The sequence below is a fragment of the Gammaproteobacteria bacterium genome (assembly GCA_015709695.1).
Lineage (GTDB): Bacteria > Pseudomonadota > Gammaproteobacteria > Steroidobacterales.
In genome coordinates this window covers 2,936,559-2,952,366 of the sequence record CP054183.1, presented here as the reverse complement: position 1 = coordinate 2,952,366, position 15,808 = coordinate 2,936,559, and the positions used below count along the sequence as shown (strand labels likewise).

General features: G+C 68.4%; 16 protein-coding genes. 12 read left to right on the top strand and 4 right to left on the bottom strand.

Annotated elements, in window-relative coordinates:
* Positions 1-5: 5 nt before the first annotated feature.
* Positions 6-296 carry a co-chaperone GroES gene (groES, locus tag HRU81_13665; protein ID QOJ33083.1) on the bottom strand — a complete coding sequence of 97 codons (291 nt, stop codon included), beginning with the start codon at positions 294-296 and terminating at the stop codon, positions 6-8.
* Positions 297-492: 196 nt separating this feature from the next.
* On the opposite strand from groES, the gene HRU81_13660 reads away from it, so the two are divergent.
* The 11 genes from HRU81_13660 to purD all read left to right on the top strand — a co-directional run bounded on the left by HRU81_13660 (position 493) and on the right by purD (position 11,907).
* Positions 493-816, top strand: a complete 324-nt coding sequence (locus HRU81_13660) for a divalent-cation tolerance protein CutA (protein ID QOJ33082.1) — start codon at positions 493-495, stop codon at positions 814-816.
* A gap of 2 nt (positions 817-818) precedes the next feature.
* On the top strand, positions 819-3,029 hold the full coding sequence (dsbD, locus tag HRU81_13655; protein ID QOJ33416.1) for a protein-disulfide reductase DsbD: 2,211 nt from the start codon (positions 819-821) through the stop codon (positions 3,027-3,029).
* A gap of 9 nt (positions 3,030-3,038) precedes the next feature.
* The gene (locus HRU81_13650) at positions 3,039-3,641 is read left to right on the top strand and encodes a TlpA family protein disulfide reductase (protein ID QOJ33081.1); all 603 of its coding nucleotides are present in this window, start codon (positions 3,039-3,041) and stop codon (positions 3,639-3,641) included.
* A 74-nt stretch (positions 3,642-3,715) separates the two neighbouring features.
* Positions 3,716-4,162: a type II 3-dehydroquinate dehydratase gene (gene aroQ / locus HRU81_13645; protein QOJ33080.1), complete on the top strand. Its 447-nt coding sequence runs from the start codon at positions 3,716-3,718 to the stop codon at positions 4,160-4,162.
* A gap of 25 nt (positions 4,163-4,187) precedes the next feature.
* Positions 4,188-4,664: an acetyl-CoA carboxylase biotin carboxyl carrier protein gene (locus HRU81_13640; protein QOJ33079.1), complete on the top strand. Its 477-nt coding sequence runs from the start codon at positions 4,188-4,190 to the stop codon at positions 4,662-4,664.
* Positions 4,664-6,004, top strand: a complete 1,341-nt coding sequence (gene accC, locus HRU81_13635) for an acetyl-CoA carboxylase biotin carboxylase subunit (protein QOJ33078.1) — start codon at positions 4,664-4,666, stop codon at positions 6,002-6,004. The genes HRU81_13640 and accC overlap by 1 nt, the downstream gene beginning before the upstream one ends.
* A gap of 8 nt (positions 6,005-6,012) precedes the next feature.
* Complete coding sequence (gene prmA, locus HRU81_13630) at positions 6,013-6,891, top strand: 50S ribosomal protein L11 methyltransferase (GenBank protein QOJ33415.1); 879 nt, start codon at positions 6,013-6,015, stop codon at positions 6,889-6,891.
* 31 nt (positions 6,892-6,922) lie between these two features.
* On the top strand, positions 6,923-8,302 hold the full coding sequence (locus tag HRU81_13625) for a DUF3426 domain-containing protein (protein QOJ33077.1): 1,380 nt from the start codon (positions 6,923-6,925) through the stop codon (positions 8,300-8,302).
* Positions 8,303-8,563: 261 nt separating this feature from the next.
* Positions 8,564-8,974, top strand: a complete 411-nt coding sequence (gene fis, locus HRU81_13620; GenBank protein QOJ33076.1) for a DNA-binding transcriptional regulator Fis — start codon at positions 8,564-8,566, stop codon at positions 8,972-8,974.
* 57 nt (positions 8,975-9,031) lie between these two features.
* The gene (gene purH / locus HRU81_13615; protein ID QOJ33075.1) at positions 9,032-10,612 is read left to right on the top strand and encodes a bifunctional phosphoribosylaminoimidazolecarboxamide formyltransferase/IMP cyclohydrolase; all 1,581 of its coding nucleotides are present in this window, start codon (positions 9,032-9,034) and stop codon (positions 10,610-10,612) included.
* A gap of 8 nt (positions 10,613-10,620) precedes the next feature.
* Positions 10,621-11,907 (top strand): phosphoribosylamine--glycine ligase, encoded by a 1,287-nt coding sequence (gene purD, locus HRU81_13610; protein QOJ33074.1) that lies wholly within the window; start codon positions 10,621-10,623, stop codon positions 11,905-11,907.
* A gap of 87 nt (positions 11,908-11,994) precedes the next feature.
* Here purD and HRU81_13605 read toward each other — a convergent pair whose 3' ends face one another.
* From HRU81_13605 to trxA, 3 genes are all read right to left on the bottom strand, one after another.
* Complete coding sequence (locus HRU81_13605; GenBank protein QOJ33073.1) at positions 11,995-12,414, bottom strand: YkgJ family cysteine cluster protein; 420 nt, start codon at positions 12,412-12,414, stop codon at positions 11,995-11,997.
* An 8-nt stretch (positions 12,415-12,422) separates the two neighbouring features.
* Complete coding sequence (gene rho, locus HRU81_13600; GenBank protein QOJ33414.1) at positions 12,423-13,796, bottom strand: transcription termination factor Rho; 1,374 nt, start codon at positions 13,794-13,796, stop codon at positions 12,423-12,425.
* 92 nt (positions 13,797-13,888) lie between these two features.
* A complete protein-coding gene (gene trxA / locus HRU81_13595) occupies positions 13,889-14,209 on the bottom strand; it encodes a thioredoxin TrxA (GenBank protein ID QOJ33072.1) in 321 nt (106 codons plus the stop codon).
* 288 nt (positions 14,210-14,497) lie between these two features.
* On the opposite strand from trxA, the gene HRU81_13590 reads away from it, so the two are divergent.
* Positions 14,498-15,808, top strand: a complete 1,311-nt coding sequence (locus HRU81_13590) for a DEAD/DEAH box helicase (GenBank protein QOJ33071.1) — start codon at positions 14,498-14,500, stop codon at positions 15,806-15,808.

The window sequence follows — 15,808 nt, the reverse complement described above, 5'->3', positions numbered from 1 at the left end:
GGCGATCAGCCCTCGATGACGGCCATGATGTCGTCTTCGCGCATCACGACCAGCTCGTCACCGTCCAGCTTGACCTCGGTGCCGCTGTACTTGCCGAACAGCACCGTGTCGCCCTTCTTGATGTCCAGCGGGCGGATCTCGCCCTTCTCGGTAATCCGGCCCGTGCCGACGGCAATGACCTTGCCGCGGATGGGCTTCTCGGTTGCGGTGTCGGGGATCACGATGCCGCCCGGCGACGTGCGCTCTTCCTCGAGCCGCTTGATGACCACGCGATCATGAAGGGGACGCAGCTTCATGTGACAATCTCCTTTGAATTCAAAGACTAGGCCGGATACCTGGGGGTCCCGGCATTGTTAGCACTCTCAAAAAGTGAGTGCTAATGGTATTCAGGAATCCGCCGTTTGCAAGCCCCGGCACCAGTCCGCATGCAGGCCATGGCGGTGGCGGGTATCCTTGCGCCCGGCACGGGATACGGGTTATTGCGGTGCAGCCATGGCTGAAGACTGTTTGCTGGTGCTGACCACCTGCCCCGGCCACACGATCGCGGCGGAAATCGCCACGGCGGTGATCGACCAGGAACTGGCCGCCTGCGTCAACCGCATCACCGGCGTCAAGTCCTGGTTCCGCTGGCAAGGCCATCTCCAGCAGGAAGACGAAGTGCTGTTGCTGATCAAGACCACTCGGGCGCGGTACGACCGGCTGGAAGCCGCCATCCGCACCCTCCACCCCAACGAGCTGCCCGAGATCATCGCCCTGCCCATCACCGCCGGTTCGGCCGCCTACCTGGACTGGATCCGCGGGAGCACCGCGCCGTGAGCATTTCGACGGTATCCCGCCGGCTGCTCCTCGCGGCCCTGGCCTGGCTGGCGCTGGCCGGTTCCGCCCCCGGTGCCGAGGAACCGCTGCGCCCCGAGCAGGCCTTCCGCTACACGGTGGCCGCCGAGGGGCGCGACATCGTTGTCCACTGGCGCATCGAGCCGGGCTACTACCTCTATCGCGAGCGCATGAGCTTCGCGCCGCGCAGCGCGGGCACCGAGCTGGGCACGCCGGCCATGCCCGAGGGACAGCCCTACAAGGACGAGTTCTTCGGCGACATGCACGTCTATCGCGGCGAGGCGGTGGTGCGCATCCCCGTGACCCGAGCGGCGGACGGGCCGGTGGAGTTCAGCATCAAGTCGCAGGGCTGCGCCGACATCGGCCTCTGCTATCCGCCGCAGAACTGGCAGGCCTCGGTGACACTGGCCGCGGCAGGCGCCACGCCCGGACCGGGCAAGGGCCTCGCGACCCTGCTGGCCGGTGATCACCCCGACGCGCCACTGCCCGCGGAGCAGGTCTTCCAGCCGGGCGCCGAACGCATCGGTGACAACGGCTTGCGACTGACCTGGGACATCCTGCCCGGCTACTACCTCTACCGCGACAGCATCAAGGCCAGGAGCCTGTCGCCGGGCGTCACGCTGGGTCCGCCGAGCCTGCCACAGGGCAAGGACAAGGAAGACGAGTACTGGGGCAAGACCCAGGTGTACTACGGCCAGGCCGTGGCCGAGGCCGCCCTGTCCGGCGCCGGCCCCGGCGCCGTGGAGATCGAAGTCTCGTACCAGGGCTGCAAGGAGGACAGCATCTGCTATCCGCCGCAGACGCGGATCCTGACGGCGGGCCCGGCCGCCAGCGGCGCAGCAGCCGTTGCCGGCGTCGCCGCTGCGGCACCGGCCGCGGCACCGATGGTGTCCGAGCAGGATCGCCTCGCCGCCATGGTCGGCAGCGCCAACCTCGCCCTGGTGATGCTGACCTTCGGCGGCCTCGGCCTGCTGCTCTCCTTCACGCCCTGCTGCCTGCCGATGGTGCCCATCCTCTCCGGCATCATCGTCGGCCAGGGCAAGGACGTGACCACCGGCCGCGCCTTTGCCCTCTCGCTCACCTACGTGCTCGGCATGGCGCTCACCTACACCATCGCCGGTGCCGCCTTCGCCGCCGCGGGCAGCCAGATCCAGGCGGCCCTCCAGCAGCCCTGGATCATCATCGGCATGGCCCTGCTGTTCGTGGCGCTGGCACTGTCGATGTTCGGGCTCTACGAATTGCAGATTCCCGCCGCGCTCATGAATCGTGTCCATGCCGCGAGCGGCCGCCAGCGGGGCGGCACCTTCATCGGCACCGCGGCCATGGGCGCCCTCTCGGCGCTGGTGGTCACCACCTGCGTGGCACCGCCACTGGTCGCGGCACTCACCGTCATCGCCCAGACCGGCGACATGCTGCGGGGCGCCCTGGCGCTGTTCGCGCTGTCCCTGGGGATGGGCCTGCCGCTGCTGGTGGTCGGCACCTCGGCCGGCAAGCTGCTGCCGAAGGCCGGCGCGTGGATGATCGCCGTGAAGGGTGCCTTCGGCTTCATGATGCTGGGCCTCGCGGTGTGGATGCTCGGCCGGCTGCTGCCCGATGGCGTGACCATGGTGCTCTGGGCCGTGCTGGTGTTCATGGCCGGCGTCTTCCTCGGCGCCTTCCAGGGTCTGGAGGCCGATGCGGAGCCGGCACGCAAGCTCGCCAAGGGTCTCGGGCTCCTCGCCGCGCTCTATGGCGCGGTGCTGCTGGTCGGTGCGCTCGCCGGCGGGCGCGATCCACTGCAGCCGCTCGGCACGCTGCAGGCCGGCGCGGCACGGCCTGCGGAGGTCCAGCCCGCCTTCCAGCGCATCAAGACGGTCGCCGACCTCGAGCAAACCCTCGCCGCGGCCGGCCAGGCCGGCAAGCCGCTGATGCTCGATTTCTATGCCGACTGGTGCACCTCCTGCATCGAGATGGAGCGCTACACCTTCAGCGACCCCGCGGTACAGGCCGCCCTGTCGGGCGCCATCCTGGTGCAGGCCGACGTCACCGCCAACGACGCCGAGGACCAGGCCCTGCTCCGGCACTTCGGCATCTTCGGTCCGCCGAGCATCATTTTCTTCGGTGCCGACGGACAGGAGCGCCAGGACTATCGCGTCGTCGGCTTCAAGGACGCGACCGCCTTCGCCAGCCACGTCCGCAGCGCCATCGGCCGCTGAAGCAGCGCGATGCATCGCACACCGCGCCTGCTTGTCCTGCTGGTGGTCTTCGCGGCTGCCGGCTACCTGGCAGGACGTGCGTTCTGGCCCGCACCACAGTCGGCCCCGCCGCCGGCACCGCCAGCCCGGCCTGCGCCGACGACGTTGCCGGATTTCCATCTGCGGGATCTCGCCAGCGGCCAGCAGCGATCCATCGGCGACTGGCGCGGCCAGGCCGTGCTGCTCAACTTCTGGGCAACCTGGTGTGCACCCTGCCGCAAGGAGATGCCGTTGCTGGAGCAGCTGCACCAGGACCGTGGCGCGCGCGGGCCGGCGGTGATCGGCATCGCCATCGACCGCGAGGAGCCGGTGCGCAGCTTCGTCGGCGAAACAGGCGTCACCTACCCCATACTGGTCGGCCAGGAAGATGCCATGGCGGTCGCCGAAGCCTTCGGCCCCTCTTTCGTCGGCCTGCCGCTGTCGGTGGTCGCGGCGCCGGGTGGCGAGATCCTCGCCATGCACATGGGAGAGTTGCATCCACAGGATCTCGCCCGCATCGTGGAGGTCGTCGACGCGCTGGCCGGGCAGGGCATGACGCTGACCCAGGCGCGGGAGGCGCTCAAGCTGCGCTGAGACAAAAAGCTTCTATTTGCTCCCAAAGTCATTAAACTTGCCGCCATCTGCCGTCAGCCAGGGGGTGCTCGCGGATGGCCCGCATCCTGCTTCTCAATGGGCCCAATCTCAATCTGCTCGGTACCCGCGAGCCGGGTGTCTACGGGCGCAGCAGCCTCGCTGACATCGAGCGCGCCACCGCGTCACTCGCCCAGTCGCTCGGCCACCAGCTCGAGGCCTTCCAGAGCAACGCCGAGGCCGCCCTCGTCGACCGCGTGCAGGCTGCCGCCGGACAGGCAGATTTCATCCTCATCAACCCCGGGGCGCTGACGCATACCAGCGTCGCGCTGCGCGACGCCATCCTCGCCGTCGGCATCCCCTGCATCGAGATCCACATCAGCAACGTGCATGCGCGGGAGGCATTCCGCCGGCATTCGTATTTTTCCGACATCGCGGTCGGGACCATCACCGGGCTCGGGCCCATCGGCTACGAGCTGGCCCTGCGGGCCGCCGACGAGCGCCTGCGCCATCCCGTGAAGTGATCCCCGCCGGAGGAGCAACCGCAACATGGATATCCGCAAGGTCAAGAAGCTGATCGAGTTGCTGGAGGAATCCGGGATCGCCGAACTCGAGATCTCCGAGGGCGAGGAATCCGTCCGCATCAGTCGCTATCCGCCGGGGGGTGCGGTGCAGCACTACGCCGTGGCGCCACCGGCAGCCGCCCCGCCTGTGGCCGCACCGGCAGCGCCTGCCGCGGCCCCGGGGCTGGCCGGCAAGGCCGCCGCAGCCGCTGCGGAGGCCGAGATCCCCGGGCACAAGGTGGTATCGCCCATGGTCGGCACCTTCTATGAAGGACCTGCGCCGGGCGCGGATCCGTTCGTGAAGGTCGGCAGCGAGGTTAAGGCCGGCGACACGCTGTGCATCATCGAGGCCATGAAGATGATGAACCAGATCGAGGCCGACAAGGGCGGCCGGATCGCCGCCATCATGGCCACCAACGGCGAGCCGGTGGAATACGGCCAGACCCTGTTCGTGATCCAGTAATGCTCGACAAGGTGCTCATCGCCAATCGCGGCGAGGTCGCGCTGCGGATCCAGCGGGCCTGCCGCGAGCTCGGCATCAAGACCGTCGCCGTGCACTCGACGGCCGACACCAGCCTCAAGCACGTGCTGCTGGCCGACGAGACGGTCTGCATCGGCCCGCCGCCGTCCGTGGGCAGCTACCTCAACATGCCGGCCATCATCAGCGCCGCCGAGGTCACCGACGCCCAGGCCATCCATCCGGGTTTCGGCTTCCTCTCCGAGAATGCGGACTTCGCCGAGCGCGTGGAGAATTCCGGCTTCGTGTTCATCGGCCCGCCGCCGGAAGTCATCCGCATGATGGGTGACAAGATCTCGGCCAAGGACGCCATGCGCAAGGCCGGCGTACCCACCGTGCCGGGCTCCGATGGCCCGCTCGGCGACGAGCTGGAGGAGAACCAGCGGCTGGCCAAGGACATCGGCTATCCGGTGATCATCAAGGCGGCAGCCGGCGGCGGTGGCCGCGGCATGCGGGTCGTCTACACCGAGGCCTCTCTGGCCAACGCCATCTCCGTGACCAAGGTCGAAGCCCGGGCCGCTTTCGGCAGCGACGTGGTGTACATGGAGAAATTCCTCGCCAGGCCACGGCACATCGAGTTCCAGCTGCTGGCCGATGGCCATGGGAACTGCGTCTACCTGTTCGAGCGCGACTGCTCGATGCAGCGGCGCCACCAGAAGGTGCTCGAGGAAGCCCCGGCGCCCGGCATCAGCGAGGAGCTGCGCCGGAGCATGGGCGAGCGCTGCGTCAGGGCCTGCCTGGAGGTCGGCTACCGCAGTGCCGGCACCTTCGAATTCCTGTTCCAGGACGGGCAGTTCTTCTTCATCGAGATGAACACCCGCCTGCAGGTGGAACACCCGGTCACGGAGATGATCACCGGCGTGGACATCGTGCGCGAGCAGCTGCGCATCGCCGCCGGCGAGAAACTCTCCTTCCGCCAGGAGGACCTGCGCATCAACGGCCACGCCGTGGAATGCCGCATCAATGCCGAGGACCCGAAGACCTTCATGCCCTCGCCGGGCCGGGTGGATCTCTGGCACCCGCCCGGTGGCCCCGGGGTGCGGGTGGACAGCCACCTCTACAGCGGCTACACGGTACCGCCCTATTACGATTCCATGGTCGCCAAGATCATCGCCCACGGGGACACGCGCGCCTCGGCCATTGCCCGCATGCACGTGGCGCTGACCGAGATGGTGGTGGACGGCATCAAGACCAATATCCCGCTGCACCTGGAGATCATCCAGCACTCCGCCTTCAAGAACGGCGGCACCGACATCCACTACCTCGAAAAGCGCCTGGGCCTCTGAACCGCTGGCTGCAACTGGAGTTCACGGTGCCCGTCGGCGCCGTCGACCAGGTCAGCGCCGTGCTGGACGCGGCCGGCGCGCTCGCCGTCTCGCTCGGCGATCCGGGAGGCGAGCCGATACTGGAGCCGGCCCCCGGCGCGACTCCGCTCTGGGACAGCGTGGTGGTGACGGCCCTCATGCCCGAGGGCACGGCGGAGGCGCCGCTGCGACGGGCCATCGAGGCCGCGGCGGGCGCGGCGCTGGCGGGGCTGTCCGCCTGCATCGTCGAGGAGCGCGACTGGATCGGCGAATTCCGCGAGAACCTGAAGCCCCTGCGCTTCGGCTCCCGTCTCTGGGTCTGTCCCGAGGGCAGCACCTGCCCCGATCCGGCCGCCGCCGTGATCCACCTGGACCCGGGCCTGGCGTTCGGCTCCGGCTCGCATCCGACCACGCGGCTGTGCCTGGAGTGGCTGGCCGGCATGGATCTCGCGGGCCGCCAGGTGCTCGATTTCGGCTGTGGCTCCGGCATCCTGGCCATCGCCGCGCTGGTGCTGGGCGCGCGGAGCGCCACGGCACTCGACCTGGATCCGCAGGCACTGCGTGCCTCCCGCGACAATGCCCTGCGCAACGGCTGCGATGCACGCCTGCGGGTCGTCGATCCCGCCGGCCTGGCAGCCGAGGCACGCTTCGGGGTGGTGGTGGCGAACATCCTCGCCGATACCCTGATCGCGCTGGCGCCGACGCTGGCACTTCACTGCCAGGCTGGCGCCCGCGTGGCGCTGAGCGGTATTCTCACCGGGCAGGCGAACCGGGTGCAGGAGGCTTGCGCACCGTGGCTCGACCTGCACCTCGCCGCCGAACTCGACGGCTGGGCGCTGCTCAGCGGTGCCCCGCTGCCGCACCGTTGAGCCGGGAACAGGCCACCCTTGTCCCAGGATCATGTACACCCGCTGCCCGAGTTGTAGCTCCACGTTCCGCGTCACCGCGGCCATCCTGCAGATGGCCGCCGGCGAGGTGCGTTGCGGCGCCTGCGGCGGCGTATTCAATGCCCTCGATACGCTGGTGGACGACTGGACCGGCTCCGACCTGCTGCTGCCTGGTGCGCCCCGCCTGACGCACCCCGACAATTCACCATCCGCACCCGAGCCGGAGCCGATGCCGGCTGACGGCGGGACAGCCGAGGACGCGCTCGAGTTCAATGTTCCCGAGAACGAGTGGCAGCGGTTTTTCCTGAGCCCGCCGGAGAACCCGTCCCTGGTGAACCCGCGACCGGAGCCGGCACTCGGCGACACCTTCCAGGAACCGGTGGACGACGCGGAGCAAGTCGCGGCAACCGTCGACGATGCGGAGACGGAGGGCGATGACAGGGAGCCCTGGCCGGACACGGGCGGCTTGCTGGATCGGGAAACCGCCGACACCGATACCTGGAAAGGGTTCCTGAACGAGGTCGAGCCCGAAGTACCCGCCATCCCGGAAGCGGACCTGGCGGAAGAAGCCGAGGACGATGCCGAGCCCCTGTTCGTCCTCGGCGACGAGGCCAACCATGCGGAGTCGACGCTGGTCATGCTCCACCGTCCCGGTGAGGCCGACGCCGGCCCGAAGGACGAGCCCGCCACGGTGGCGGAAGATCCGGCTGACGTCTGGGCCGGGCAGGTCGAGGCGGAGATCGAACCGGCGGACGACGCCGCCGGCGCAGGCCAGGTGGCCGGCGTCATGGCTGCCGCTGCCGCCCCGGAGACCGTGCTGGACTGGGGCCCCCCGCCCTCCTTCGGCACACGGCAGCCGGCCCGCGGGAGCCATGCCGGACGCTGGTTCGCCGCGAGCCTGGTCGCGGCACTGCTGCTGGCCGCACAGCTGCTGCACCAGTTCCGCGACGAACTGGCCGCCAGCCCGGCCTACGGCGCTGCGGTGCGCGGCGTCTACGCCCGGCTCGGCCTGCCGCTCGATCCGGACTGGCCGCTCGATGCCTACGAGATCCGCAGCCGCAAGGCGCAGGTCAGGAAATCGGCGCAGGGCACGCTCGATATCGCCGCCGAGATCGCCGTGACCAGCAGCTATCCGGTCGGCCTGCCGGTGCTGCGGGTGGTGTTGCTCGATCGCTGGTCGAACATCATCGCCAGCGGCGAGTTTGGTCCGGCCGAATACCTGGCCGAAACGCCGCCGTCTTCGTCGGTGTATCCGCCGGGCGCGCTGATCCCGGTCGCCATCAGCCTCGAGGATCCGGGCGACAACGCCACGGGCTGGGATCTCGACGTCTGCATGCCGAACCGCCATGCCGGCCTTCGCTGCAAGAAGGCGCGCGATCCCTTCCAGCGCTGAGCGCAGACCCCGGACCGAGTCCAGCCTGCGCCGACATCGCGTCGGCGGCCACACTCGCGCGCAGGCTTTCGGGTTCATGCACTTGTGGACGTCACGCCAACAGCAATCTAGTTTCCCGCGGTACCGTGGTTGGCATGTCGGCATCGCGTGTTATGATTCCGCCCCCGCAGAAGGAGGAGGGCGACGACAACGTCGCCGCTGTCGCAGCGAGGCACGACAAGGGCGCGCGGGATCGGCGCCAAGAACCACGCCTCGCACGGCATGCGCCCTGCGGTCATTCATCGTCGTCCGGCATCCGGCGCGGGGTTCCTGCGAGCCCGATGCCATCGCCGGAGAGCCGGGAGTCATTGCGGGAGCAGCCAGACCGTGGTCAATGCGAAGAAGAATTCCGCCACCCGCAAGTCTCCCTCCCGCCACCGCGACAGCGTCGTCCAGCTGCGCAACAAGCCGCTGCGCGACCTGACCGGCGATGCGCTGCGCACTTACTTCCGCGACCTGAACGGCCACAAGCCCAACGCCCTCTACGAGCTGGTGCTGGGCGAGGTGGAGCCGCCGCTGTTCGAGGCGGTGCTCGACTACACGGGTGGCAACCAGAGCCGCGCGGCGGAGATCCTCGGGCTGAACCGCGCCACGCTGCGCAAGAAGCTCAGGCAGTACGAGCTGCTCGGCTAGGGCAGGCTGCGGGGCCCCGGGCCCGCGACCGACGAGCCGGGTGACAGGCGGGTTGGCATGACAGGCATACAGCGGGCGCTGATCAGCGTCTCCGACAAGACAGGTGTCGTGGATCTGGCCCGCGGGCTGGCGGCCATGGGCGTCGGGATCCTCTCCACCGGCGGTACCGCCGCCGCGCTGCGCGCCGCCGGTCTTGCCATCACCGACGTCAGCGAGGTCACCGGCTTCCCCGAGATCATGGACGGCCGGGTGAAGACGCTGCATCCGGCCATCCACGGAGGGCTGCTCGCCCGGCGCGACGTCGATGCCCAGGCCATGGCGCAGCATGCCATCCGCCCCATAGACCTCGCCGTGATCAATCTGTATCCCTTCGAGGCCAAGGTGGCGAAAGCCGATTGCAGCCGCGAAGAGGCCATCGAGAACATCGACATCGGCGGTCCGGCCATGATCCGTGCCGCCGCCAAGAACCACGCCTTCGTCGCCGTGGTCGTCGACCCAGCCGACTACCCCGGCATCCTCGCCGAGCTCTCCGGCAATGCGGGTTCCCTGGGCGAGGCCACGCGCCGGCGCCTGGCCCGCAAGGCCTACGCCCACACTGCCAGCTACGATGCCGCCATCTGGCGCTACCTCGAGGATCGCGAGGGCGATGGTGCGCTGCCGGAGCGCCTGCCCATCGGCCTGAAGCGCCAGCAGGAGTTGCGCTACGGCGAGAACCCCCACCAGAGGGCCGCGCTGTACCGGCTGCCTGCAGCGGCGCCCGGCACGCTGCTCGAGGCACGACTGCACCAGGGCAAGCCACTGTCATTCAACAACCTTGCCGACGCCGATGCGGCGCTGGAATGCGCCAAGGCCCTGCCCGCTCCAGCCTGCGTCATCGTCAAGCACGCCAATCCCTGTGGCGTGGGCCTCGGCACCAGCGAGGGGCCGGACAGCGGTGCGAGCCTGCTGCGGGCCTACGAGAAGGCGTACGCCACGGACCCGGAGTCCGCCTTCGGCGGCGTCATCGCCTGCAACACGCTGGTGGATGGAGAGTTCGCCGCCACGGTCGTGGGCCGGCAGTTCCTCGAGGTGATTGTCGCGCCGGGATTCAGCGCCGAGGCGCTGGCGGCCTTCGCCGGCAAGCCCAACCTGCGCGTGCTGGCCACCGGCCCGCTGCCGGATGCCGCGGCGCCGTCGCTGCGCCTGCAGCAGATCGAGGGTGGCATCCTGGTGCAGGACAAGGACGTGGCAACGACTACCCGCGAACAGCTCCGGGTGGTGTCCAGGCGCCAGCCGGATGCAAAGGAACTCGATGACGCACTGTTCGCCTGGAGCGTCATCCGCTTCGTGAAATCCAACGCCATCGTCTACTGCCGCGATGGCGCCACGCTGGGCATCGGCGCGGGCCAGATGAGCCGCGTGATGAGCGCGCGCATCGCAGCCTGGAAGGCAGCCGAGGCCAAGCTCGACATCCGCGGCTCGGCGATGGCCTCTGACGCCTTCTTCCCGTTCCGGGATGGCATCGACACCGCCGCCACGCACGGCATCTCCGTGGTGATCCAGCCAGGCGGCTCCATGCGCGACGAAGAAGTGATCCGCGCCGCCGACGAGCACGGCATGGCGATGCTGTTCACCGGCGTCCGCCACTTCCGGCACTAGGAACCGCGGTGAAGGTCCTCGTGGTCGGCGGCGGCGGGCGCGAACATGCGCTGGCCTGGAAGATTGCCCAGTCCCGCCGCGTGGAGACCGTCATCGTCGCGCCCGGCAATGCCGGCACCGCGCTCGAGCCGAAGGTACGCAATGCGCCGGTGGCGGCCGACGACGTCGAGGTCCTGCTGCGGCTCGCCCGCGAGGAACATGTCGGGCTCACCGTGGTCGGTCCCGAGGCGCCGCTCGCCGCCGGCATCGTCGACCGCTTCATCGCCAACGGCCTGCGCTGCTTCGGGCCACGCAAGGCCGCGGCGCAGCTCGAGAGCTCGAAGCGCTTCGCCAAGGAATTCATGCAGCGCCACGGCATCCCCACGGCGCGCCACGAATCCTTCACCGACTTCGGCGAGTTCCAGGCCTACGTGGAAGCCCATGGCGCGCCCATCGTCATCAAGGCCGACGGGCTGGCGGCGGGCAAGGGCGTGGTGGTCGCGCAGAGCGTGGAAGAGGCGCTGGCGGCGGGCCAGGCCATGCTGGAGGGCAACGAGTTCGGTGCTGCGGGCAACGTGGTCGTGGCCGAGGACTTCCTGTCCGGCGAGGAGGCCAGCTTCATCGCCATGGTGGGTGTGGATGGCGCGATCCTGCCGCTGGCCACCTCGCAGGACCACAAGACCAGGGACGACGGCGACCGTGGCCCGAACACCGGCGGCATGGGCGCCTACTCCCCCGCACCCGTGGTGACCGAAGCCATCGCCTCGCGGGTGATGGCGGAGGTCATGCAGCCCGTGGTGGAAGGCATGCGGAAGGAAGGCGTGCGCTACTTCGGCTTCCTGTATGCCGGGTTGATGATCGGGCCCGACGGCACGGCACGTGTCCTGGAGTTCAACTGCCGTTTCGGCGACCCCGAGACGCAGCCGATTCTCTTCCGCTTGCGCTCGGATCTGGTGGACCTGCTCGATGCCGCGCTCGACGGCCGGCTCGGCAGCAGCCATGCCGACTGGGATCCGCGTCCCGCGGTCGGCGTGGTCATGGCCGCGGGAGGCTACCCGGGCAAGTACCGCAGCGGTGACGAGATCACCGGCCTGCCCACAGGCGAACTGCCCGACGCCAAGGTCTTCCATGCCGGTACCGGACGCGATGCCAGCGATCGCATCGTCACCCGCGGTGGTCGCGTGCTCTGCGTCGTCGGTCGCGGCGCCACCGTCGCTGCCGCCCAGCGCGAAGCCTACCGCCTCGTCAGCCAGATCCACTGGGAAGGCGCCCAGTACCGCCACGACATCGGCCACCGCGCCATCGCCCGCGAATAGCATGGTGCCAGGTCGGGCTTTTCGGGCTTATGGACATCCATAAGCCCGAAAAGCCCGACCGGCACCATTACAATTCCGCGGGCACCATTACAATTCCGCGGTGGAGCGCTGCTGCTCGTCGAGCATGGCTTCGATCCGTGAGGCGGGGACGACGCGCCCTTGGCCGACGCCGGGACAGAACGCGGCGATGGCTGTCCAGGCGCGGGCCGGCATGTTCTCGGGCCAGAACGGCCAGGTACGGCACTGGGTCGGCCGGTCCTCGTAGACCGAGCAGCGATGATCCACCAGGAAGCGGCAGTCGGGGCCGTCGTCCCTGAGGTGAAAATAGCCGTCGGTTTTCCGGCAGTGCAGCTGCGTGAAGCGGCGCGTCGGCAGGCCCAGCGCGGTGGCCAGCCGCCGGCGATCGGCGAGCGTCAGGTAGACGTAGCCGTAGGCACCCCGGGAAACGCAGCACCTGCCCGATCCCTGGCAGGCGAAGCGAACCCCACCGTTCCACCAGGGCTTCATGCCCCGCCTCAGCGCTTCATCGAATCGAAGAACTCGGCATTGGTCTTGGTGTCTTCCATCTTGCCGATGAGGAACTCGATGGCGGCGAGTTCATCCATGGGATGCAGCACCTTGCGCAGCACCCACATCTTCTGCAGTTCGTCGGGCTGGGTCAGCAACTCTTCCTTGCGGGTGCCCGAGCGGTTGATGTTGATCGCCGGGAACACGCGCTTCTCGGCAATGCGCCGGTCGAGGTGGATCTCGCTGTTGCCGGTGCCCTTGAACTCCTCGTAGATGACGTCGTCCATCTTCGAGCCGGTGTCGATCAGCGCGGTGGCGAGGATGGTCAGGCTGCCGCCCTCCTCGATGTTGCGCGCCGCGCCGAAGAAACGCTTCGGCCGCTGCAGGGCATTGGCGTCCACGCCGCCGGTCAGCACCTTGCCGGATGACGGCGCCACGGTGTTGTAGGCGCGCGCGAGGCGGGTGATGGAATCGAGCAGGATCACCACGTCGCGCTTGTGCTCGACCAGGCGCTTGGCCTTCTCGATGACCATCTCGGCCACCTGCACATGGCGGCTGGCAGGTTCGTCGAAGGTGCTGGACACCACCTCGCCGCGCACCGAGCGCTGCATTTCCGTGACCTCCTCCGGCCGCTCGTCGATGAGCAGCACGATGAGGTAGGCATCCGGGAAATTGGCGGTGATCGACAGCGCGATGTTCTGCAGCAGCATGGTCTTGCCGGCCTTGGGCGGCGAGACGATGAGCCCGCGCTGGCCGAGCCCGATGGGCGCCACCAGGTCGATGATCCGCGCGGTCATGTCTTCCTTGCTGCCGTTGCCCTGCTCGAGCTTGAGGCGCTTCTTGGGGAACAGCGGCGTCAGGTTCTCGAACAGCACCTTGCTGCGCGAGGAGTCCGGCGCGTCGTAATTGATCTCGCTGACCTTCAGCAGCGCGAAGTAGCGCTCGCTCTCCTTGGGCGGACGGATCAGCCCGGCGACGGTGTCGCCGGTGCGCAGGTTGAAGCGGCGGATCTGGCTCGGCGAGACGTAGATGTCGTCTGGCCCGGCGAGGTAGGAACCATCGGCGGAGCGCAGGAAGCCGAAGCCATCCTGCAGGATTTCCAGCACGCCATCGCCGAAGATGTCCTGGCCGCTCTGCGCGTGCGCCTTCAGGACCGCGAAGATGATGTCCTGCTTGCGCGAGCGTGCCATGTTCTCGAGCCCCATGGACTCGGCCATGTTCACCAGCGCGCTCACCGGCTTGTTCTTCAGCTCGGTGAGATTCATGACGTTGCGGTTGGCGAGGTCGAGCTCGCTGCGGGAGATGACGTCGTCCTCGCTGAAGGTCGGGGCGTCCTCCTCGTGGCCGCGCCGCATCCGCTGGTTCTGGTGCTGCTGCCGCATCATCGGATCGGCGACATTGCCGTTGCCGCCGCCCTTGTTGCGGTTGCCCTGCTGCTTGCCGCGGCCGCGGGCCGCGTTGCCGAGATAGCCTCTCACAGTTTTGAATCCAGTAGTTTCTTGAGGGTGTCCTTGGAGAGCATGCCGACCTGCTGGGCCTGGACGGCCCCGTCCCTGAAGAGAAGGAGCGTCGGGATGCTGCGTATGCCGTAGCGCATGGCGGTGCCCTGGTTGGAATCCACGTCCACCTTGGCGACGCGCAACCGGCCGGCGTATTCGCTGGATATCTGCTCCAGCACCGGAGCGATCATCTTGCAGGGGCCGCACCATTCGGCCCAGAAGTCCACCAGCACCGGGATGGAGGACTTCAGCACTTCGGAATCGAAGGTGCCATCGGTGATATGAACGATACTCATGTCTCGTGATCAGCCTTGTGGATGGTTTGGATTGGCGTTGGCCGCGCCCCCCAGGACGGCGGCAGGCAACATTCGAAATTGGGCGGCTTCAGCCCGTGGCGAAGCGGCCGGCCCGATCAGGCACAATGCTGGGATGAAGTGCGAAGCTTCCTTCGACCGAGTCAGTCAGCGTGGTGGCGTTGACCTGGGCAGGTGCGGTACTGGACCGCGGCGAACGAGTCCAATTTGAACCTGTCGCCGGTCAATTTGCAAGTACCACGCCACATTTTCGGCTATCGTTAGCGCCCCATGAACGGACCCAGGAACCTCTTGTTTTCAGAACTCGGGCTGCCCGAGCCCATCCTCGAGGGCATACGCCGTGCCGGCTTCCAGGCCTGCACCCCGATCCAGAGCCAGACCCTGCCGCTCGCCCTCGGCGGCCAGGACATCGCCGGCCAGGCGCAGACGGGCACCGGCAAGACCGCCGCTTTCCTCATCGCCACCTTCAACCGGCTGTTGCGCCATGCGCCGCCCGGCGCGGACCGGCTCGACGGCCCCCGCGCCGTGATCCTGGCGCCGACGCGCGAACTGGCGGTGCAGATCCACGCCGACGCGCTGGTACTGGGCGCCGCCACCGGGCTGCGCATCGCGGTGGTCTTCGGCGGCACGGACTACGACAAGCAGCGCGACCAGCTCGCCGCCGGTGTCGACGTGCTGATCGGCACCCCGGGCCGGCTGATCGACTTCTTCAAGCAGCACATCTTCTCCCTGCGCCACGTGCAGGTGATGGTGCTCGACGAGGCGGACCGCATGTTCGACCTCGGCTTCATCAAGGACATCCGCTTCGTGCTGCGCCGGCTGCCGCCCTTCGACCGGCGGCTGAACCTGCTGTTCTCCGCCACCCTGAGCTACCGGGTGCTGGAGCTGGCCTACGAGCACATGAACAACCCGCACCTGGTGCAGATCGAGCCGGACAAAAAGACGGTCGACAAGGTGACCCAGGTGGTCTACTTCCCCGCCAACCACGAGAAGCCCGGCCTGCTGATCTCCATCATGAAGCGCATGCAGGCCTCGCGGACCATGGTGTTCGTCAACACCAAGCGCGAAGCGGACCATGTGGCCGACATCCTCAATGCCAACGCCATCGGCGCCGCGGCGATCTCCGGCGATGTGCCACAGCCCAAGCGACTGAAGATGCTCAAGAACTTCCAGGAGGGTTCGCTCCCGGTGCTGGTCGCCACGGATGTCGCCTCGCGCGGCCTGCACGTCCCCGACGTCAGCCACGTGGTGAACTACGACCTGCCGCAGGATCCCGAAGACTACGTCCACCGCATCGGCCGCACGGCGCGCGCCGGCGCCAGCGGCGATTCGGTCAGCTTTGCCTGCGAGTCCTATGCGGTCACGCTGCCCGAGATCGAGGCCTATATCGGCCACCGTATTCCCGTCGGGCAGATCGATCCCGGCCTGCTGGTGGAAGTGAAGATTCCACCCCGCGAGGCACGACCGCGCTTTCCAGGCCGTGGTGGAGCCCGCGGCCGGCCCGGGAGTGGTGGTGGCAGCGGCGGCGGCCGCGGCCGCAGTGGCGGAAGCCGCAGCCGGCATCGGCCCGGTCGCGGCTGA